This is a genomic window from Snodgrassella sp. B3088 (assembly GCF_026535815.1).
Taxonomy (GTDB): Bacteria; Pseudomonadota; Gammaproteobacteria; order Burkholderiales; family Neisseriaceae; genus Snodgrassella; species Snodgrassella alvi_E.
In genome coordinates, this window is record NZ_JAFNPG010000036.1 from 25,605 (window position 1) to 46,352 (window position 20,748).

Consider the following 20,748-nt stretch of genomic DNA (forward strand, 5'->3'; position numbering starts at 1 on the left):
GCTAGGCTACAAAACAGGGGGGTTATCAACCCCCCTGTTGTTATACCCCCTGTTGTTATATGGGTGCGCCAGCTATTGTTTCAGGCGGGCAAATGCTGCGGCCATGGCATTATCTGTGATGCCGCTGTTATGCCCGGTTTTGTCTTGTTGTCTGCGTGGGCGGTCACTTCTGGATGCTGCTGGTTTGGTTTCGTCGTTTAGGCGCATGGATAAAGCAATGCGTTTACGTGCGACATCGACTTCGACAACTTTTACTTTTACCACATCGCCGGCTTTCACAACGTCACGCGGGTCAGCAACATAGCGGTTGGCCAGTGCTGAAACATGGACGAGGCCGTCCTGATGTACGCCGATATCAACAAATGCACCGAATGCAGCTACGTTGCTAACTACACCTTCAAGTATCATGCCGCTTTTAAGGTCGGTTATGTCTTCAATACCGTCGGCAAAGGTGGCAGTCTGAAATTCGCCGCGAGGGTCGCGGCCAGGTTTTTCTAGCTCAGCTAGAATATCGTTGATGGTCGGCAGACCAACGTGGCTGTCGATATAATCGCTCGGTTTCAAGGTTTTGAGGGCGCTGCGGTTGCCAATGAGTTCTTCGGCACGCAGGTGCGTGGTTTGGAGCATTTTGGCGACGATAGGGTAGCTTTCTGGATGCACGGCGCTGGCGTCAAGAGGTTCATCACCACCCTGGATTCTCAGAAAGCCGGCTGCCTGTTCAAAAGTTTTGCTGCCCAGCCGCGGTACGTTCATCAGAGCGCGACGATTTGCAAAGGCGCCATTCTGGTCGCGATAGGTGACAATATTCTGCGCCAGCGTGCTGTTAAGGCCAGAAATGTGTGCCAGCAATGCTACGGAAGCGGTGTTAACATCTACGCCAACGGCATTCACACAGTCTTCAACTACGGCATCCAGACTTCTGGCTAGCTGGGTCTGGTTCACATCATGCTGATACTGTCCCACACCGATGGATTTGGGATCGATTTTTACCAATTCGGCCAACGGGTCTTGCAGGCGACGGGCAATGGATACGGCACCGCGCAGACTAACATCCAGCTCAGGAAACTCTTTGGCAGCCAGTGCGGAAGCGGAATAGACAGAAGCGCCGGCTTCGGAGACAACAATTTTTTGTAGTTTGCGGTCGGACAAGGCGCGTATCAGTTCGCCTGCTAATTTGTCGGTTTCGCGGCTGGCAGTGCCATTCCCAATAGCAATCAGTTGTACATTATGCTGCTTAACCAGATGCATCAAGGTGTTGAGGGCACCCTGCCAGTCGTTACGGGGCTGATGGGGATAGGTGGTGGCGGTTTCCAGTAGTTTGCCGGTATCATCTACTACCGCGACTTTAACGCCAGTACGGATACCGGGATCGAGGCCAATGGTGGTGAGACGACCTGCCGGAGCTGCCAGCAGTAAATCCTTGAGGTTTTGCGCAAATACGCTGATTGCAGCCTGGTCAGCATTTTCTTTCAGCCGGTTGAGGGCGTCCAATTCCAGCGATAGGAAGATTTTGGCGCGCCAGCTCAGGCGTACGGTGTCGCGCAGCCAACGGTCGGCAGGGCGTCCATTGTCAGCGATACCAAATTGCTCGGCAATCAACTGTTCGTAAAAACTTTGTTCGCCGACTGGTTTATCGTCCGGTTGATATTTTAGGTTTAGTGCCAGTATGCCTTCATTGCGTCCGCGTAAAACAGCTAATGCGCGGTGGCTGGGCATACTGTGTATCGGTTCGCGGTGATTAAAATAATCTTTGAATTTTTCGCCAGCGCTTTCCTGTCCTTCGAGTACGGTGGCGAGGATTTCACCTTCTCGCCACAGTTTATCGCGCAGATGGCCAATTAGCGTAGCATCTTCGGCAAACTGCTCCATCAGTATGGCCCGCGCACCGTCTAGCGCAGCTTTGCTATCGGGTACATTTTCATTCAGATAGTTTTGCGCCTCTGCTTCTGGATTCAGCTGCGGCTGATTGAGCAGAGCTTCGGCCAGTGGTGCCAGTCCGTGTTCTCGCGCAATTTGTGCTTTGGTACGGCGTTTGGGTTTGTAGGGCAGATAAATATCTTCCAGCGCGGTTTTGTTATCTACTGCAGCAATACTTTGCCGCAGCTCATCAGTGAGTTTGCCTTGTTCTTCGATACTGGACAGGACAGTCTGCTTACGTTCCTGCAATTCGCGCAGGTACTGAAGGCGTTCGGCAAGGGTGCGCAATTGCGTATCATCTAGTCCTCCAGTGGCCTCTTTGCGGTAGCGGGCTACAAACGGTACAGTGGCACCATCATCCAGTAGGTCAATCGCAGCCTGAATTCGTGCCGTAGCTACATTCAGTTCGTCAGCAATTTTCTCAGTGATGTTCATAACAACCTATAGAGCAATAAAAATGCAAGCATAGCCGCCTGTTGTGGCTTTGTCACCTGTTGCAGCTTGTTTGTATGGCAGCAGAATGGTGATAAACGTAGATTGATTTATCTGTAACAGCAGAAAAGGCTATTTGTCATAGACAAATAGCCTTAAACTTGCTCGTTATGCAGAATTAACTGGCAACAGGATAAGTGCCGGGTATCAGGATATCGGTATTAACTTTTTTGATATCGGTGTGGCCGGTAAAAGCCATGGTAGTATCTAATTCGTTGTAGATGATTTCGAGAGCGCGTCTTACGCCGTCCTCACCATATGCACCCAGGCCATACAGAAAGGCACGGCCGATCAGTGTACCTTTGGCACCCATGGCCATGGCCTTTAATACATCCTGACCTGTACGGATACCACTGTCTAGCCATACTTCAATATCGTTGCCCACGGCAGAGATGATATTGGGTAAAGCGTGAATGGTAGAGGGAGCGCCATCTAGCTGGCGACCGCCATGATTAGATACCACGATTGCATCAGCACCGGATTTGACCGCCATTTCAGCATCTTCAGCATCCAGTATCCCTTTGATAATCAATTTACCGCCCCATAAATTCTTGATTTCTTCAATGTCTTTCCAGCTTAGACGCGGATCGAATTGTTCGCTTGTCCATGAAGCCAGTGAAGACATGTCAGCTACGCCTTTGCAGTGACCAACAATATTGCGGAAAGTGCGGCGTTGGGTATTAAGCATAGCCAGACACCATTCCGGTTTGGTGGCCAGATTAATCCAGTTGCGCAAGGTGGGTTTGGGGGGGGTAGATAGGCCATTTTTAATGTCTTTATGGCGCTGCCCCATTACCTGTAAATCAGCAGTAACAACCAGAGCAGAGCAATTGGCAGCCTGAGCACGGCGAATAAGGTCGCGCATAAATTCGCGGTCGCGCATTACATACAATTGAAACCAGAAAGGAGTGCTGGTGTTTTCTGCTACATCTTCAATGGAGCAGACGGACATAGTAGATAAAGTGAAAGGAACTCCGAATTTTTCAGCAGCACGCGCCGCCAGAATTTCTCCGTCGGCATGCTGCATACCAGTCAGGCCAGTAGGAGCGATTGCAACCGGCATTTTTACCTTTTGCCCTACCATGGTAGTTTCCAGTGTACGGCCGGTCATATCAGTTAGTACACGCTGACGCAGCTTAATCGGCTGAAAATCGGTGGTATTGGCATGATAGGTAGTTTCTGTCCATGAACCAGTATCGGCGTAGTCGTAAAACATTTTTGGTACTTTGCGCTTGGCCACTATGCGCAAATCTTCGATACAGGTTATTTTGCTTAATTTATTTTGCATGTAGATACCTAATTTTCAATTTTTGGTAAATGTAATTTTAACTGGACAATATAAACTTATACATCAGTTCTAACGTAATGTAATTATTGTCCTGAATTTTCGCCTGAATCTTACAGACTGAACACCAGTAATTTACAAACCGACAACACGGGACAGCTTATAAATCATAAACATAATCAGAATCAGCAGACAGCTAATGCCTGCCAGCATAGTCCACGGGCCCCAGCGCTGAGAACGTCCGCAAAATCCGGCTGTTAAAATGGCACAGCAAACGCCCAGCAGGATAAGCAAAATATAAAAGTTCATCTTTTACTCCGGTAGAAATATATTTATAGTCAATAATTAATGTACTTATTGTAACGGCCGTTTCACAGACATGTCTGTTTTTTTTACAATCACGCAGGGTATTTGCTAGGTTAACCAAAATCTGAAGAGTAAAGCAACATTTTGTTAGTAGCCAGAACGTATGCCTGCATACTTATTTATACTCCTCTTAATATCCAAATTCAGCTTGTGAGCAATATTATTCTCAGTAAAAAGACTTTCTCTTCCTTGACGCGCCTAAAATAAAACCCCGCTTGTTAGCGGGGTTTTATTTTAAAGGAAAAACTTAGTCTTTTTTCTCTTTATCTTTTACTTCTTCAAATTCAGCATCAACAACATCATCGTTACCTTTGCTTTGAGCCTGGTCTGCTTGTGCTCCAGCCTGTTGACTTTCTGCCTGAGCCTGAGCATACATCATTTCGCCCAGCTTCTGGCTGGCTGCACCCAGTGCTTCTGATTTAGCATCAATTGCAGCTTTGTCTTCACCTTTAACAGCTTCTTCAGCTTCCTTAATGGCTGCTTCGATTTTTTCTTTTTCAGCTGCATCAAGTTTATCACCGTATTCGCTCAAAGATTTCTGCACGGAGTGAATCAGAGCTTCGGCCTGATTGCGACTGCTTACCAGTTCAGCCAGTTTGCGGTCTTCTTCTGCATTGGCCTCTGCATCTTTTACCATGCGTTCGATTTCTTCTTCGCTCAATCCAGATGAAGCTTGAATAGTAATGTTAGCTTCTTTACCTGTACCTTTATCTTTGGCAGAAACATGCAAAATGCCGTTAGCATCGATATCGAAAGTTACTTCTACTTGTGGTACACCGCGTGGAGCCGGCGGAATGTCACCCAGATTAAACTGTCCCAGACTCTTATTAGCAGAAGCACGTTCACGTTCACCCTGCAATACATGAATGGTTACAGCACTTTGATTGTCTTCAGCAGTAGAGAATGTCTGAGTTGCTTTGGTCGGAATAGTGGTGTTTTTGTTGATGAGCTTGGTCATCACACCACCCATGGTTTCGATACCCAAAGACAGCGGGGTTACGTCCAGCAGCAATACGTCGCTACGGTCACCGGCCAGTACTGCCCCTTGAATTGCTGCACCAACAGCCACTGCTTCATCAGGGTTAACGTCGCGACGTGGTTCTTTACCAAAGAAATCTTTTACAGCTTCCTGTACTTTCGGCATGCGGCTCTGGCCACCTACCAAAATCACATCGTTAATGTCGTTCACACTTAAACCAGCATCCTTGATGGCAGTACGGCAAGGTTCGATAGAACGGGTAATCAGATCTTCAACCAGACTTTCAAATTTGGCACGGGTGATTTTCATGGCCAGATGTTTCGGGCCAGTCGCATCCATGGTGATGTAAGGCAGGTTGATTTCAGTTTGTTGTCCACTCGAAAGTTCGATTTTGGCTTTTTCAGCGGCTTCTTTCAGACGTTGCAATGCCATTACGTCATTTTTCAGGTCGATACCCTGATCCTTTTTGAATTCATCAATGATGTAGTTAATCAGACGCTGATCGAAATCTTCACCACCGAGGAAGGTATCGCCATTGGTAGCCAATACTTCAAACTGTTTGTCGCCATCAATTTCGGCAATTTCAATAATAGAAATATCGAAAGTACCGCCACCTAAGTCGTAAACAGCAATTTTACGATCGCCTTTTTCGCCTTTGTCCATACCAAAGGCCAGAGCAGCAGCTGTAGGTTCGTTGATAATGCGTTTTACATCCAGACCAGCAATACGGCCGGCATCCTTGGTAGCCTGACGCTGACTGTCGTTAAAATAGGCTGGTACAGTGATGACAGCTTCAGTAACCTTTTCACCGAGATAATCTTCGGCGGCTTTTTTCATTTTACGCAGTACTTCAGCAGAAACCTGCGGAGGAGACAGTTTTTCACCATGTGCTTCCACCCATGCATCGTTGTTATTGGCTTTAACAATCTGGAACGGCATGGATTTGATATCGCGCTGTACTTCAGCATCGTCGAATTTACGTCCAATCAGACGTTTTACTGCATAAATAGTGTTTTTAGGGTTAGTGACTGCCTGACGTTTGGCCGGTGCACCAACCAGAATTTCATTGTCGTCCAGATAAGCAACAACAGAAGGTGTGGTACGTGCACCTTCCGCATTTTCAATTACTTTTGTCTGGCCACCTTCTGAAATGGCAACACATGAGTTGGTCGTACCCAAATCAATACCGATTACTTTTGCCATATTTAAAATCTCCTAATTATTTAATTTCGTGATTTGCAGCATTATCTTACAGTTGCAAATAGGCAGTATGAAACCACCGTTATACTATTGCTAATGAATCGTAAATGGGTATACCTGATACGATTTCAAGCATAGTTTTGCAAATTTTATCCAAATTATTGCACCCCTAATGTCTGCTTTAATATCAATAGCGTTTGCTTACATGGTTGTATGTTATATTCATTCAGGCTTAAACAGTAAAATCATCCTGCTTTTGTCAATGCCGTCTGATACTAATTTGCGCTATGTCAGACGGTGTTTTTCAATATGAGTTTACAATCACTCAAGACATTAATGATTTCTGTCTGGCTGTATCTATTTCTTCATGATTAGGAGTAAGTTGTATGCCTGTCAAAATTGGGTTCAAGCCCATTCCCGCTGCCGTAGCGCTGTTAATCGGCCTGATAGTCTGGTTTGCCATCCCGGTACCAGAAGGGGTTTCTCCTCAAGCTTGGCATTTGCTGGCTATGTTTGTTGGTGTGATTGCAGCTATTATCGGCAAAGCTATGCCCATTGGTGCGCTGTCTATCATCGCTATTATGCTGGTAGCCGTAACCGGTGTTACTGCAGACACACCCAGCAAAGCCATGAATGATGCTTTAAGCAGCTTTGGTAATCCACTTATCTGGCTGATTGGCGTAGCAATCATGATTTCTCGTGGTTTGCTGAAAACTGGTTTGGGCGCTCGTGTCGGCTACCTGTTTATCGGCTTGTGGGGTAAACGTACCCTAGGTGTGGCCTATAGTCTGGCAGTGGTGGAACTATTATTGGCTCCAGTAACCCCCAGTAATACAGCCCGTGGTGGTGGTATCATTCACCCAATCATGAAATCTATAGCATCCAGCTATGATTCAGACCCCGAAAAGGGCACCGAAAAACGCATGGGTAAATTTCTGGCATTGGTAAATTACCACGCTAATCCCATCAGTTCAATTATGTTTATTACCGCTACAGCACCCAATCCTTTGATTGTGGATCTGGTAGCCAAAGCCACCAACAGCGATATTCATCTTTCTTGGGGTACTTGGGCGCTGGCCATGCTGGTACCTGGTTTAGTAGCGATGTTCTTGATGCCGCTGATTATCTACTGGTTGTATCCGCCTGAAATCAAGCACACTCCGAATGCAGTGGCTTTTGCCAAAGAGCGTTTGAAAGAACAGGGCCCGATGACACGTGATGAAAAAATCATGCTGGGTATTTTTGCGGTATTGCTGATTCTGTGGGCAGGTATTCCGGCCATGCTGTTCGGTAAATCCTTTGCAGTAGATCCGACCACCACCGCGTTTATCGGTTTGTCGCTTCTTCTTTTAACCGGCGTATTGAGCTGGGATGACATCCTGAAAGAAAAAAGTGCGTGGGATACCATCACTTGGTTTGCTGCATTGGTAATGATGGCAACGTTCCTGAATAAACTGGGACTGATTACATGGTTCTCCGGGGTACTGGAAAGCAGTATTGGTAGTCTGGGTATGGGCTGGATGGGTGCCTGTACACTATTATTACTGGCGTATATGTATGCACATTATATGTTTGCCAGCACCACGGCCCATATTACCGCTATGTTTGCCGCCTTTTACTCAGCCGGTCTGGCATTGGGTGCGCCGCCCATGCTGTTTGCGCTGATGATGGCTGCTGCTTCCAGCATTATGATGACCCTAACTCATTACGCCACCGGTACCTCACCTGTAGTGTTCGGTTCCGGCTTTGTGACCCTAGGTGAATGGTGGAAAATTGGTTTCATCATGAGCGTGATTGAACTTGCTATCTTCGTTGTAATTGGCGGAGTTTGGTGGAAAGTTTTGGGTTACTATTAATCTGTTATCTTCACAGCAGCAGGCTGCCAAAAGGTTTGGCAGCCTGTTTTATTGTTTAAAATCAAATTTAATGCGTCAATTCAGAAATTCGCTTGTTAATATCGTCCGGATTCGGTTATGATGCAGTGCCTTAAGGGAGTAGTTTCACAGGTAATATCTCCAATACCTGTGGTTACGATCAACATATTTGCAGCATTTGCTGTATGGTCGTAACGTCTAACCAGATGGTGGATTAACGAGACTTGAGACAGGATAAAACTGCAATGGCGGGCGTTTTATCGTGTCTTTTGTCTATGCCCGCCTACGGTATCTCATAATGATTCATGCTTTTCTTTCTTCCGTTGTTCCCGTTGCACTGGCTGAGATTGGCGATAAAACTCAATTACTGACATTATTTTTGGCTACCCGCTTTGCGCGTAAATATGCCATTATTGCTGGTATGTTATGTGCCACATTACTTAATCACGTTGTTTCAGCATGGTTTGGCGTAGAAGTCGCACGATTTTTTACCCCGCAGTTAATGGGCTGGGTAGTTGGTATCAGTTTCTTAGTCGTGGGATTGTGGCTATTAAAACCAGATAAGGATGATGGTGTAGATACCCGATTCATGCGCTACGGGCCGTTTGTGGCTACATCTGTTTTGTTTTTTCTGGCTGAAGTAGGGGATAAAACCCAAATTGCTACCATATTGCTGGCAGCACAGTATCGGGATTTATTTTCTGTAGTTATGGGCAGTACAGCAGGCTTATTGTTGGCAAATGTTCCAGTCATATTTTTTGGTAATTGGCTCATGCAACGATTGCCCTTAAACCGCATCCGCATAGGTGCCTGCGTCTTGTTCTGTCTATTAGGCATCGTGACACTCATTCAGACATACTTAAACTAAATATCATAAATGTTCAGACAGATTAATTCCTTCAATCCAGTGCCAAACATAAAATGCAAAAACAAATAACAAGATGTGAATGGGTCAACGCTGATCCACTATATCAGCAGTACCATGATAATGAATGGGGGCATGTGCAGAAAGACGGCCAGAAATTGTTTGAAAAAATCTGTCTAGAAGGCCAGCAGGCCGGACTATCATGGATAACGGTATTAAAAAAACGTGCTGAATACCGGCGTTGCTTTTATGATTTCAATCCGCAAAAAATTATAACCATCAATGATATTGAGCCATTACTCCGAAATCCGGGACTGATACGCCATCCGGGCAAATTACAGGCAATTATCCATAATGCGCATGCCTATCTTTCCATGCAAGAACAGGGAGAAGATTTTGCTAATTTTATCTGGTCGTTTGTCAATCATCAGCCGATTATCAATCATTATTCGCATTTATCCGAAGTGCCGACTCAGACAAAAATAAGTACGGCCATGTCAAAAGCGCTGAAAAAACGCGGTTTTAGTTTTGTCGGTCCCACCACTTGTTATGCATTTATGCAATCAATGGGACTAGTTAATGATCATCTGCAAGGCTGTTTTTGCGCCCAACATTAAAAACCGCTACTCAAATACATTATCAAACAATAGAAAGTACCAGATTCCACCGCAACAAGAAACATGATAATTATGTTTTTGGTATAATAAAATTAAAGGAAGCAAAGATACATCAATAATTTGTTACAAAATTATATCCAGATACCATACAGGTATAATTTGGAATTAAATACCAAAAGCAGAATAAATGTGATACAAACTTGTTTAGGGTGTTTGATTCAGATTAGACGCAATGAGCCTTAGCCATGCAAAACAAGTTCAAACTCAGCCTCCATCTCAGTATCGGCATACTATTGTCAACATATTTAAATCTAGCTTGGGCTGAAGATAATTCAACTGCCAATGTTACCGCTAGCGAACCGACACAAGTGACATGGTATGCATGTCCATTGGCCAATAACCATGTCAGTTACACAACTAAACCTTTAGACGTGCACTGCCAGATAGCCAAACATCCGCCTACCGATGGTGATAATTTAAAAAAATATTCATTAGAAAATCAGAATGCACCTGGTTTAGAACAGTTACAGCGGTTATGGTACAGCGCTGAATTCGGACGTGATGGCGACCTAATGAAAACCCCTCCAGCTCCTAAAATCGGCATTCTACTGCGTCAGCAAATGCCGAAGTCAGAAGCATCACCTAAAATCAAGAATACACAACCTACCGTCCCAGCCAAAATAATCATCGTACCCAAGCCAACACCGAAACAGCTTGTACAACGTGATATCGTCAGTGAACAGCGGGCACTGGCTGCTGCACAACAGCAACTGCGTCAAGCGCAAAAACAAGGTATCGCCGTTCAGATTCAGCGTTGGCAGCAGAATGTTAATGATAGGCAGGCCAATATCCGCGTACTCAGGCAGGAATTAAACCGGTATTAAATATCACTGATTACAAAATAGCAAAAACAATCGTAGAAAATTATCAAACCTGAAGCCAGAAAGTTACCGGTCCATCATTTACCAAAGAGACCTGCATATTGGCTGCAAAAATACCGGTTTCAGTGGAAATCTGCCTTTGACACAATTCAACGAAATAATCATACAAGCGTTCCGCTGCAGCCGGCGCAGCACCTCTAGTAAAGCTAGGTCTAGTGCCTTTTTTAGTGTCTGCAGCCAGTGTAAATTGTGATACCACCAATACTTGCCCGCCTATCTGCCTAACATTCAGATTCATTTTATTATCCTGATCACTGAAAACACGGTAACCAAGTACCTTATCGCAAAGACGTTCAGCCTTTTGTGTATCGTCTCCCTGTTCAACACCTAATAAAATCAGTAATCCCTGTTTTATCTGACCAACTGTTTCGCCATTTACTTCCACATTAGCTTGCTTAACGCGTTGTATTAAAGCAATCATGCAAAATTCCTTTAAAATCTAAATGTCTCATTCAAACGCTTCAGGTTTATCTGCTAAAACAAACCATAGCTATAGACCAAATTATCCATTTTGAAAAAGACTGATAATCAAACTGACTAATGAAAAAACGCCTGCTTAGACACAGACGTTTTTCAGAAAAGCGAGATATTAATCCACATCATGGATAAACTTCACGCCGGTCAACTGCGAAGACAGGATAGCTGATTTGATAATACGTAAAGCCTTAGGCCGGACAAAATTACGACGCGAAGCCAGTACCACTCTTCGCTCAGGTGTCGGTTTTGAAAAAGGAATAATGCTGAATAATAAATGATCATTATCCGTTAAAGCAGTCGCTGGCATCACACTGATACCTAAACCGCTGGCCACCATATGCCGGATGGTATTAATAGAGCTGCCCTGAATACTGTTCGATAGGCCCAGAATTTTCTGGCGCGAAGCCAGTTCCTGACAACTATCCAGCACATTATCACGCATACAGTTACCCTCAGTCAGCAGCAACACCCGTTCTTCACCCAGCTGTTTCGGCGTTACCTCGTCTAAATGCTCAAATGCATGACCCTTAGGCACAATAACAAAAAAAGGTTCATCATAAAGCGGTATCGTTTGCAAACCGTTTTCCTGAAACGGTTCTGCAACAACAATCGCATCCAGATCGCCTCGCTTAAGCGATTCTTTTAAAACATCCGTATAATTTTCATCCAGCTGTAAAGGCATTTCTGGCGCCAGCTGACGTAGAGATAAAATCAGCTTTGGAAGCAAATAGGGAGCAATAGTGAATATCAGCCCTAGTTTGAAAATTCCTTCAAGCTCACTTTGCTCCTGATTGGCCATCAACTTAATGCGGTCAGCCTCCTCAAGCACACGGCGAGCCTGAAGCACAATGCGCTGACCAGCATCAGTTGTCATTACCTCATTACTGCTGCGGTCAAATAAAGTCAGCCCCAGCTCTTCTTCCAGCTTCTTAATTGCAATAGATAAAGTAGGCTGGCTAACAAAACATCGCTGGGCAGCACGCCCAAAATGTTTTTCCTGAGCAACAGCCACAATATAGCGCAATTCAGTCAGCGTCATTCACTGGCCTTTTTCTTTCCTGTTTCCGGTAAAGTAATATTAAGTGCCAAGACATCCATACCATCTTTCTTTTCTTGAGAAATATGAATATCGTCTAAAGAAACATGGACATACTTTGAAAGTACTTGCAACAGTTCCTTTTGCAGCGTAGGCAAATAATCCGGAGTCTGAGTAGCGCGTTCCTGCGCAATAATAATCTGCAAACGGTCACGCGCTGTCTGAGCGGATTGCTGCTTTTTGCCAAAAAGAAAATCCATTATAGACATGTCTTAACCTCCGAACAGACGCTTGAGAAAGCCTTTTTTCTCAGCATCCACAAAGCGGATTGGACGGTCTTCACCCAGCAGGCGCGCAACAACATCTTTATAAGCTTCCGCCACTACCGAATTTTCCTGCAAAATTACCGGCGTGCCAGAATTAGAAGCCTGCAATACGTTCTGGGATTCTGGAATCACACCAATCAGCGGAATACGTAAAATATCTTGAATATCTTGTACAGACAGCATCTCACCTTTGTCTACACGTTCAGGTGAATAGCGCGTAATCAGCAAATGTTCTTTTACCGGTTCACTGTTGGTTTCAGCTCGTCTGGATTTGCTCGACAAAATACCCAGAATACGGTCAGAATCACGCACACTGGAAATTTCTGGGTTAGTGGTAACAATTGCCTCATCCGCAAAATACAAGGCCATCAACGCACCCTGCTCAATGCCTGCCGGTGAGTCACAAACCACATATTCGAAACCCATCTTCGTTGTTAAATCCTTCAGCACCTTTTCCACCCCATCACGGGTCAGTGCATCTTTATCACGAGTTTGCGAAGCAGGTAACACATAAAGATTATCACAGTGTTTATCCTTGATTAATGCCTGATTCAGCGTAGCTTCATCCTGAATAACATTAATCAGGTCATAAACCACTCGGCGCTCACAACCCATAATCAAATCCAGATTACGCAAACCCACATCAAAATCAATTACCGCAGTTTTATGGCCGGCTAAAGCCAGACCAGTTGCAATACTGGCACTGGTCGTGGTTTTACCCACGCCGCCCTTACCTGACGTCACCACAATAATCTTTGCCACAATTAAATTCCTTTTGTTATATAAACGAATATACAAAACATTCACAAATCAGCCACACACCGATGCGTGTCCCTGAATTAACTAATGCGCCTGAATCGCACTGAGTACCAGCCGGTCATTTTGCAGGAAAATCTGTACCGGATGGCGATCCAGATGCGCCGGCAACTGCTGGTCAAAAATACGATAAATACCGGCCACAGATACCAGCTCAGCTTGCATAGACTGAGCAAAAATACGTGTTTCCTTATTCCCTGCCGCACCGGCCAGAGCTCGTCCGCGTAAAGGACCATAAATATGAATATTGCCATCAGCAATGATTTCCGCCCCTTCACTGACCAAACCCAGAACAATCAAATCTGATTTTTCCGCATATACTTGCTGACCAGTTCTTATGGTGCGATCAATGACCAACGTAGGCAGAGCACTTGCAGCAACTGAAGAATTTATTTTGTCATTAACATCGGCAGAAGGCTGAACCAGCGCATCAGCCACAGCTTTAACCCTACTGTTAGCCTGTTCTTCCGGTAAAATACTGAAAGCTATATTATGTTGTTTGGCTAAGCTGACCCAGGCTGCATCAGAATGACGGATAGCAATAATACGCAAATGATAACGTGAAAACAGTGCCACAATTTTAGCCAAGTCCAATGTTGCCGGATTGGCAAGATTGTGCAGATCAAGTGTAAAAGGCATATTACGCAAATTACCAAAACGCTCTGCACGTTGCTTTAATTCATGGTTAATCAAAGTCAGGTCATCCGTCAGCAACTGTACCGACAAAGTATCTAGACGCGCGGATTTCACATTAAAAGCTGGTTTCATTAACGTGTTTGCCCAAAAAATTATGATTAGAATAAAGAGTAAGTACCGAAGTGTACCGTTTTGGTTAAGCGGCTTCAATTACAACTCATATCCTTCAGCAAAATAATTACCTAATCAACCCTATAAAACCCATAATGACCAATATCCCCACCATCAAACCACAACTCAATATGTCTTCCCAACTGCGTGTAAATATCATCGGTACCGGTAAAGTAGCCTCCAGCCTCGCCATCATCTGGCATCAGAGCAAGCAAATAAATATACAGGCAGCATGGAACCGCAGCTTCATCACAGCGCAAAATCTTAAAAACCATATACCTTCTATTCAACTATGCAAAGAATTAAGCAATCTACCGCCAGCTGATATTTATGTTATAGGTGTCAGCGATCAGGCTATCGAAAAAATAAGCTGGCAAATTCAACAAAATCATTGCCTAACACGCAATTCATTAGTTATTCACCTAAGCGGTGCGTTAGACAGCAAAATATTAAAATCAAACCAAAATAAAGTGCTGGCAGGCTCCCTGCATCCGGTATTTCCTTTTGCCTCAATCGAAATAGCCTTAAATCAATTAGCCGGACACATGTGCGCCATAGAAGGCGATATAGTTGCTTTACCTATACTGCAACAACTGGCTCAGGCTGCAAAATTAAATAGCTTTATTATTGATGCAAACCAGAAAAGCCGCTATCACACCGCACTATCAGCCAGTGCCAATTTTCTGATTACCCTAAATGCATATGCGCGTAATATACTTACTTCTTTGTCTATACCGAAAAGCCTGGCTGAACAACTCGTAAACCAGCTCATGCAGCAAAATCTAAACCAACTACAAACAATGGTTCCGGAAGAAGCCCTTACAGGTCCAATAAAACGTGGCGATAGCACCACAATCGCAAAACATTGGCAGGCATTAAACACAACAGAGCAGGAGATATATAGCGTACTCGCCAAGCAGACATTAAATTTGACCAAATTAAGCCAAGACAAGCGTCAGCAAATATTACAAATCATATCACCAACGCAAACGAAGCAAAATTAAGAGTCATAAGAAGTGAGGAATATAGAGTGTGATAATTATAGAAGGTTCAAACGGAGCAGATGACGCTAAAAAATAAATCTTATTAGAACAGAGGTTTGGTGTATTAGATAAAAATAAGCGGAGGAAGTAGTTGACAGGGTGGATGTAGGGGCGTATAGTTCGCCTTCTTCGCTGAGACGCGAGCCGAAACGAACGAAACAGTTTAAAGTAGAACGCAGTCGAAAGCAACGCTCTTTAACAGAACAGATTACCGATAAGTGTGAGTGCGGATAAGCCTCACACTGATTCAGAGGGACAGGATAGTAACAAATCTTGTCAATAACTTTGAAGCAGACCAGTGATACTGAAGGGAACTTCAGGATTACAACAAGCTAAGATTAAACATAAGAGTTTGATCCTGGCTCAGATTGAACGCTGGCGGCATGCTTTACACATGCAAGTCGAACGGCAGCACGGAGAGCTTGCTCTCTGGTGGCGAGTGGCGAACGGGTGAGTAATGCATCGGAACGTACCGAGTAATGGGGGATAACTGTCCGAAAGGATGGCTAATACCGCATACGCCCTGAGGGGGAAAGCGGGGGATCTTAGGACCTCGCGTTATTTGAGCGGCCGATGTTGGATTAGCTAGTTGGTGGGGTAAAGGCCTACCAAGGCGACGATCCATAGCGGGTCTGAGAGGATGATCCGCCACATTGGGACTGAGACACGGCCCAAACTCCTACGGGAGGCAGCAGTGGGGAATTTTGGACAATGGGGGGAACCCTGATCCAGCCATGCCGCGTGTCTGAAGAAGGCCTTCGGGTTGTAAAGGACTTTTGTTAGGGAAGAAAAGCCGGGTGCTAATACCACCTGGTGCTGACGGTACCTAAAGAATAAGCACCGGCTAACTACGTGCCAGCAGCCGCGGTAATACGTAGGGTGCGAGCGTTAATCGGAATTACTGGGCGTAAAGCGAGCGCAGACGGTTAGATAAGTCAGATGTGAAATCCCCGAGCTCAACTTGGGACGTGCATTTGAAACTGTCTAACTAGAGTGTGTCAGAGGGAGGTAGAATTCCACGTGTAGCAGTGAAATGCGTAGAGATGTGGAGGAATACCGATGGCGAAGGCAGCCTCCTGGGATAACACTGACGTTCATGCTCGAAAGCGTGGGTAGCAAACAGGATTAGATACCCTGGTAGTCCACGCCCTAAACGATGACAATTAGCTGTTGGGGCACTAGATGTCTTAGTAGCGAAGCTAACGCGAGAAATTGTCCGCCTGGGGAGTACGGTCGCAAGATTAAAACTCAAAGGAATTGACGGGGACCCGCACAAGCGGTGGATGATGTGGATTAATTCGATGCAACGCGAAGAACCTTACCTGGTCTTGACATGTACGGAATCTCTTAGAGATAGGAGAGTGCCTTCGGGAACCGTAACACAGGTGCTGCATGGCTGTCGTCAGCTCGTGTCGTGAGATGTTGGGTTAAGTCCCGCAACGAGCGCAACCCTTGTCATTAGTTGCCATCATTAAGTTGGGCACTCTAATGAGACTGCCGGTGACAAACCGGAGGAAGGTGGGGATGACGTCAAGTCCTCATGGCCCTTATGACCAGGGCTTCACACGTCATACAATGGTCGGTACAGAGGGTAGCGAAGCCGCGAGGTGAAGCCAATCTCAGAAAGCCGATCGTAGTCCGGATTGCACTCTGCAACTCGAGTGCATGAAGTCGGAATCGCTAGTAATCGCAGGTCAGCATACTGCGGTGAATACGTTCCCGGGTCTTGTACACACCGCCCGTCACACCATGGGAGTGGGGGATACCAGAATTGGGTAGACTAACCGCAAGGGGGTCGCTTAACACGGTATGCTTCATGACTGGGGTGAAGTCGTAACAAGGTAGCCGTAGGGGAACCTGCGGCTGGATCACCTCCTTTCTAGAGAAAAGAAGAGGGTTATTCGCATTCACACTTATCGGTAAACTGAAAAGATGCGAGAAGAGACTGAATAAACTGGGTTTGTAGCTCAGCTGGTTAGAGCACACGCTTGATAAGCGTGGGGTCGGAGGTTCAAGTCCTCCCAGACCCACCACTTATTTAAGAAGAGAGGGGGCATAGCTCAGTTGGTAGAGCACCTGCTTTGCAAGCAGGGGGTCATCGGTTCGATCCCGTTTGCCTCCACCACACTTTACTTTGGAAATTAAATTGAGTTTATCTGGAAGCAGAAGAAGCGGAAGCTGAATTTAATTTGCGAAGTAACGCATCGATCTTTAACAAATTGGAAAGCCGAAATCAACAAACAAAGATTGAGGCATGGAAGCTGAGTCTGGAGACGGATGAAGTGGAAGTGCTGAAAGAATTGGGTGATGATTGTATCGCTGAGCAACGAAGACAAAAGGCGTTGTTCAGACAACCAAGAAGTAAGCTTTATGAGAGTAGGGAGCTTAAGTCATGATTACAGGTCAACGGTAGTTGTGATGAAGTCAAGAGGTTCTTGAAATGATAGAGTCAAGTGAATAAGTGCATCAGGTGGATGCCTTGGCGATGATAGGCGAAGAAGGACGTGTAAGCCTGCGAAAAGCGTGGGGGAGCTGGCAATAGAGCTGTGATCCCGCGATATCCGAATGGGGAAACCCACCATGTAAAAGCATGGTATCCTAAACTGAATACATAGGTTTAGAGAAGCGAACCTGGAGAACTGAACCATCTAAGTACCCAGAGGAAAAGAAATCAACCGAGATTGCGCAAGTAGTGGCGAGCGAACGCGTAAGAGCCTGTATATGATAGTCACTGAGATAGAAGAACAAGCTGGGAAGCTTGGCCACAGAGGGTGATAGCCCCGTATTTGAAATTTCAGAGATGGTACTAAGTATACGAGAAGTAGGGCGGGACACGAGAAATCCTGTCTGAATATGGGGGGACCATCCTCCAAGGCTAAATACTCATCATCGACCGATAGTGAACCAGTACCGTGAGGGAAAGGCGAAAAGAACCCCGGGAGGGGAGTGAAATAGAACCTGAAACCTGATGCATACAAACAGTGGGAGCGGAGTAATCCGTGACTGCGTACCTTTTGTATAATGGGTCAACGACTTACATTCAGTAGCGAGCTTAACCGATTAGGGGAGGCGCAGGGAAACCGAGTCTTAATAGGGCGACGAGTTGCTGGGTGTAGACCCGAAACCGAGTGATCTATCCATGGCCAGGTTGAAGGTGCCGTAACAGGTACTGGAGGACCGAACCCACGCATGTTGCAAAATGCGGGGATGAGCTGTGGATAGGGGTGAAAGGCTAAACAAACTCGGAGATAGCTGGTTCTCCCCGAAAACTATTTAGGTAGTGCCTCGAGCAAGACACTGATGGGGGTAAAGCACTGTTATGGCTAGGGGGTCATTGCGACTTACCAACCCATGGCAAACTAAGAATACCATCAAGTGGTTCCTCGGGAGACAGACATCGGGTGCTAACGTCCGGTGTCAAGAGGGAAACAACCCAGACCGCCAGCTAAGGTCCCAAATGACAGATTAAGTGGTAAACGAAGTGGGAAGGCCCAGACAGCCAGGATGTTGGCTTAGAAGCAGCCATCATTTAAAGAAAGCGTAATAGCTCACTGGTCGAGTCGTCCTGCGCGGAAGATGTAACGGGGCTCAAATCTGTAACCGAAGCTGCGGATGTCAGGCAACTGACATGGTAGGGGAGCGTTCTGTAGGCCGAAGAAGGTGTGTTGAGAAGCATGCTGGAGGTATCAGAAGTGCGAATGTTGACATGAGTAGCGATAAACAGGGTGAAAAGCCCTGTCGCCGAAAACCCAAGGTTTCCTACGCAACGTTCATCGGCGTAGGGTGAGTCGGCCCCTAAGGCAAGGCAGAGATGCGTAGTCGATGGGAAACAGGTTAATATTCCTGTACTTGATTCAAATGCGATGTGGGGACGGAGAAGGTTAGGTCATCGATCTGTTGGAATAGATCGTTTAAGCCGGTAGGTGGAGCACTTAGGCAAATCCGGGTGCTTAACGCCGAGAAGTGATGACGAGTGTCTAAGGACACGAAGTGACTGATACCACGCTTCCAGGAAAAGCCACTAAGCTTCAGTTTGAATGAAACCGTACCGCAAACCGACACAGGTGGGTAGGATGAGAATTCTAAGGCGCTTGAGAGAACTCAGGAGAAGGAACTCGGCAAATTGATACCGTAACTTCGGGAGAAGGTATGCCTCTGATGGTGAAAGATTAACTCTGTAAGCTATTAGAGGTCGCAGAGAATAGGTGGCTGCGACTGTTTAATAAAAACACAGCACTCTGCAAACACGAAAGTGGACGTATAGGGTGTGACGCCTGCCCGGTGCTGGAAGGTTAATTGAAGATGTGCAAGCATCGGATCGAAGCCCCAGTAAACGGCGGCCGTAACTATAACGGTCCTAAGGTAGCGAAATTCCTTGTCGGGTAAGTTCCGACCCGCACGAATGGCGTAACGATGGCCACACTGTCTCCTCCTGAGACTCAGCGAAGTTGAAATGGTTGTGAAGATGCAATCTCCCCGCTGCTAGACGGAAAGACCCCGTGAACCTTTACTGTAGCTTTGCATTGGACTTTGAAGTCACTTGTGTAGGATAGGTGGGAGGCTAAGAAGCAGGAACGCTAGTTTCTGTGGAGCCGTCCTTGAAATACCACCCTGGTGACTTTGAGGTTCTAACCCGGATCCATTATCTGGATCGGGGACCGTGCATGGTAGGCAGTTTGACTGGGGCGGTCTCCTCCCAAAGAGTAACGGAGGAGTTCGAAGGTTACCTAGGTCCGGTCGGAAATCGGACTGATAGTACAATGGCACAAGGTAGCTTAACTGCGAGACCGACAAGTCGAGCAGGTGCGAAAGCAGGACATAGTGATCCGGTGGTTCTGAATGGAAGGGCCATCGCTCAACGGATAAAAGGTACTCCGGGGATAACAGGCTGATTCCGCCCAAGAGTTCATATCGACGGCGGAGTTTGGCACCTCGATGTCGGCTCATCACATCCTGGGGCTGTAGTCGGTCCCAAGGGTATGGCTGTTCGCCATTTAAAGTGGTACGTGAGCTGGGTTTAAAACGTCGTGAGACAGTTTGGTCCCTATCTGCAGTGGGCGTTGGAAGTTTGACGGGGGCTGCTCCTAGTACGAGAGGACCGGAGTGGACGAACCTCTGGTGTACCGGTTGTGACGCCAGTCGCATCGCCGGGTAGCTAAGTTCGGAAGAGATAAACGCTGAAAGCATCTAAGCGTGAAACTCGCCTGAAGATGAGACTTCCCTAGGGATTTAATCCCTCTAAAGAGACGTTCGAGACCAGGACGTTGATAGGTCGGGTGTGGAAGAGTGGTAACACTTGGAGCTAACCGATACTAATTGCTCGTGAGGCTTGACTCTATCATTTGAAGGACTTCGCACACAGAAGGTGTGCAAGGTAAATGATAAAGCTTACTGATGAGAATACAAGCATCACCAAGATTAAGGCTTTCTGATTTGACAGTTTAAAGTCTGGCGGCCATAGCGGGTTGGTCCCACGCCTTCCCATCCCGAACAGGACCGTGAAACGACCTAGCGCCGATGATAGTATGGATGCCCATGTGAAAGTAGGACACCGCCAGACACCCATTAAGAAGAACCCAGTAGATAGTCTACTGGGTTTTTTGCTTTGTGCTGAATGAGAAACTGGTTAAGACAAACCGGCGAACCCCTGCTGCCGCAGCGCTTCGTACACTACGATGGCCGCTGCGTTGGATAGATTCAATGAGCG

14 protein-coding genes, 2 tRNA genes and 3 rRNA genes are annotated in these 20,748 nt (G+C 46.1%); 10 read left to right on the forward strand and 9 right to left on the reverse strand.

The window, feature by feature from the left end:
• Nucleotides 1-72: 72 nt before the first annotated feature.
• The 4 genes from J3U75_RS10005 to dnaK all read right to left on the reverse strand — a co-directional run bounded on the left by J3U75_RS10005 (nucleotide 73) and on the right by dnaK (nucleotide 6,242).
• On the reverse strand, nucleotides 73-2,352 hold the full coding sequence (locus tag J3U75_RS10005; protein WP_267391981.1) for a Tex family protein: 2,280 nt from the start codon (nucleotides 2,350-2,352) through the stop codon (nucleotides 73-75).
• Between the two features lie 175 nt (nucleotides 2,353-2,527).
• On the reverse strand, nucleotides 2,528-3,697 hold the full coding sequence (locus J3U75_RS10010) for an alpha-hydroxy acid oxidase (protein WP_267391982.1): 1,170 nt from the start codon (nucleotides 3,695-3,697) through the stop codon (nucleotides 2,528-2,530).
• A gap of 132 nt (nucleotides 3,698-3,829) precedes the next feature.
• A complete protein-coding gene (locus J3U75_RS10015; RefSeq protein ID WP_180295819.1) occupies nucleotides 3,830-4,003 on the reverse strand; it encodes a hypothetical protein in 174 nt (57 codons plus the stop codon).
• 304 nt (nucleotides 4,004-4,307) lie between these two features.
• Nucleotides 4,308-6,242 carry a molecular chaperone DnaK gene (gene dnaK / locus J3U75_RS10020; protein ID WP_267391983.1) on the reverse strand — a complete coding sequence of 645 codons (1,935 nt, stop codon included), beginning with the start codon at nucleotides 6,240-6,242 and terminating at the stop codon, nucleotides 4,308-4,310.
• A gap of 395 nt (nucleotides 6,243-6,637) precedes the next feature.
• On the opposite strand from dnaK, the gene J3U75_RS10025 reads away from it, so the two are divergent.
• From J3U75_RS10025 to J3U75_RS10040, 4 genes are all read left to right on the forward strand, one after another.
• A complete protein-coding gene (locus J3U75_RS10025) occupies nucleotides 6,638-8,095 on the forward strand; it encodes a DASS family sodium-coupled anion symporter (protein WP_267391989.1) in 1,458 nt (485 codons plus the stop codon).
• Between the two features lie 319 nt (nucleotides 8,096-8,414).
• The gene (locus J3U75_RS10030; protein ID WP_267391990.1) at nucleotides 8,415-8,981 is read left to right on the forward strand and encodes a TMEM165/GDT1 family protein; all 567 of its coding nucleotides are present in this window, start codon (nucleotides 8,415-8,417) and stop codon (nucleotides 8,979-8,981) included.
• Between the two features lie 53 nt (nucleotides 8,982-9,034).
• Entirely contained in the window at nucleotides 9,035-9,595 is a 561-nt protein-coding gene (locus tag J3U75_RS10035) for a DNA-3-methyladenine glycosylase I (RefSeq protein WP_100140910.1), read from the forward strand.
• A gap of 245 nt (nucleotides 9,596-9,840) precedes the next feature.
• On the forward strand, nucleotides 9,841-10,479 hold the full coding sequence (locus J3U75_RS10040) for a hypothetical protein (protein ID WP_267391984.1): 639 nt from the start codon (nucleotides 9,841-9,843) through the stop codon (nucleotides 10,477-10,479).
• 43 nt (nucleotides 10,480-10,522) lie between these two features.
• On the opposite strand, the gene dtd is transcribed toward J3U75_RS10040, so the two are convergent.
• From dtd to minC, 5 genes are all read right to left on the reverse strand, one after another.
• Nucleotides 10,523-10,957, reverse strand: a complete 435-nt coding sequence (gene dtd, locus J3U75_RS10045) for a D-aminoacyl-tRNA deacylase (protein WP_267391985.1) — start codon at nucleotides 10,955-10,957, stop codon at nucleotides 10,523-10,525.
• 168 nt (nucleotides 10,958-11,125) lie between these two features.
• Nucleotides 11,126-12,052 (reverse strand): hydrogen peroxide-inducible genes activator, encoded by a 927-nt coding sequence (locus J3U75_RS10050; protein ID WP_100140913.1) that lies wholly within the window; start codon nucleotides 12,050-12,052, stop codon nucleotides 11,126-11,128.
• Nucleotides 12,049-12,318: a cell division topological specificity factor MinE gene (minE, locus tag J3U75_RS10055; protein WP_100140914.1), complete on the reverse strand. Its 270-nt coding sequence runs from the start codon at nucleotides 12,316-12,318 to the stop codon at nucleotides 12,049-12,051. The genes J3U75_RS10050 and minE overlap by 4 nt, the downstream gene beginning before the upstream one ends.
• A gap of 3 nt (nucleotides 12,319-12,321) precedes the next feature.
• Complete coding sequence (gene minD / locus J3U75_RS10060; RefSeq protein ID WP_100140915.1) at nucleotides 12,322-13,137, reverse strand: septum site-determining protein MinD; 816 nt, start codon at nucleotides 13,135-13,137, stop codon at nucleotides 12,322-12,324.
• Nucleotides 13,138-13,218: 81 nt separating this feature from the next.
• Nucleotides 13,219-13,959 (reverse strand): septum site-determining protein MinC, encoded by a 741-nt coding sequence (minC, locus tag J3U75_RS10065; RefSeq protein WP_267391986.1) that lies wholly within the window; start codon nucleotides 13,957-13,959, stop codon nucleotides 13,219-13,221.
• Nucleotides 13,960-14,093: 134 nt separating this feature from the next.
• Between minC and J3U75_RS10070 the strand changes: the two genes are divergently transcribed.
• The 6 genes from J3U75_RS10070 (at nucleotide 14,094) to rrf (ending at nucleotide 20,601) form a co-directional block, all read left to right on the forward strand.
• On the forward strand, nucleotides 14,094-15,002 hold the full coding sequence (locus J3U75_RS10070) for a Rossmann-like and DUF2520 domain-containing protein (protein ID WP_267391987.1): 909 nt from the start codon (nucleotides 14,094-14,096) through the stop codon (nucleotides 15,000-15,002).
• 379 nt (nucleotides 15,003-15,381) lie between these two features.
• Nucleotides 15,382-16,920: ribosomal RNA gene (locus tag J3U75_RS10075) — 16S ribosomal RNA — on the forward strand.
• A gap of 77 nt (nucleotides 16,921-16,997) precedes the next feature.
• Nucleotides 16,998-17,074, forward strand: a tRNA-Ile gene (locus tag J3U75_RS10080).
• Nucleotides 17,075-17,090: 16 nt separating this feature from the next.
• Nucleotides 17,091-17,166 (forward strand) — tRNA-Ala (locus tag J3U75_RS10085).
• 322 nt (nucleotides 17,167-17,488) lie between these two features.
• Nucleotides 17,489-20,378: ribosomal RNA gene (locus J3U75_RS10090) — 23S ribosomal RNA — on the forward strand.
• A 110-nt stretch (nucleotides 20,379-20,488) separates the two neighbouring features.
• A 5S ribosomal RNA gene (rrf, locus tag J3U75_RS10095) occupies nucleotides 20,489-20,601 on the forward strand.
• The 16S, 23S and 5S rRNA genes sit together here with 2 tRNA genes alongside, the layout of an rRNA operon.
• Nucleotides 20,602-20,748 lie beyond the last annotated feature (147 nt).

Excerpts from the sequence above, each read along its gene's own strand:
- J3U75_RS10005 (WP_267391981.1), bottom strand. The coding sequence starts at position 2,352 with ATGAACATCACTGAGAAAATTGCTGACGAACTGAATGTAGCTACGGCA.
- J3U75_RS10010 (WP_267391982.1), bottom strand. The coding sequence starts at position 3,697 with ATGCAAAATAAATTAAGCAAAATAACCTGTATCGAAGATTTGCGCATA.
- J3U75_RS10015 (WP_180295819.1), bottom strand. The coding sequence starts at position 4,003 with ATGAACTTTTATATTTTGCTTATCCTGCTGGGCGTTTGCTGTGCCATT.
- dnaK (WP_267391983.1), bottom strand. The coding sequence starts at position 6,242 with ATGGCAAAAGTAATCGGTATTGATTTGGGTACGACCAACTCATGTGTT.
- J3U75_RS10035 (WP_100140910.1), top strand. The coding sequence starts at position 9,035 with ATGCAAAAACAAATAACAAGATGTGAATGGGTCAACGCTGATCCACTA.
- J3U75_RS10040 (WP_267391984.1), top strand. The coding sequence starts at position 9,841 with ATGCAAAACAAGTTCAAACTCAGCCTCCATCTCAGTATCGGCATACTA.
- dtd (WP_267391985.1), bottom strand. The coding sequence starts at position 10,957 with ATGATTGCTTTAATACAACGCGTTAAGCAAGCTAATGTGGAAGTAAAT.
- J3U75_RS10050 (WP_100140913.1), bottom strand. The coding sequence starts at position 12,052 with ATGACGCTGACTGAATTGCGCTATATTGTGGCTGTTGCTCAGGAAAAA.
- minE (WP_100140914.1), bottom strand. The coding sequence starts at position 12,318 with ATGTCTATAATGGATTTTCTTTTTGGCAAAAAGCAGCAATCCGCTCAG.
- minC (WP_267391986.1), bottom strand. The coding sequence starts at position 13,959 with ATGAAACCAGCTTTTAATGTGAAATCCGCGCGTCTAGATACTTTGTCG.
- J3U75_RS10070 (WP_267391987.1), top strand. The coding sequence starts at position 14,094 with ATGACCAATATCCCCACCATCAAACCACAACTCAATATGTCTTCCCAA.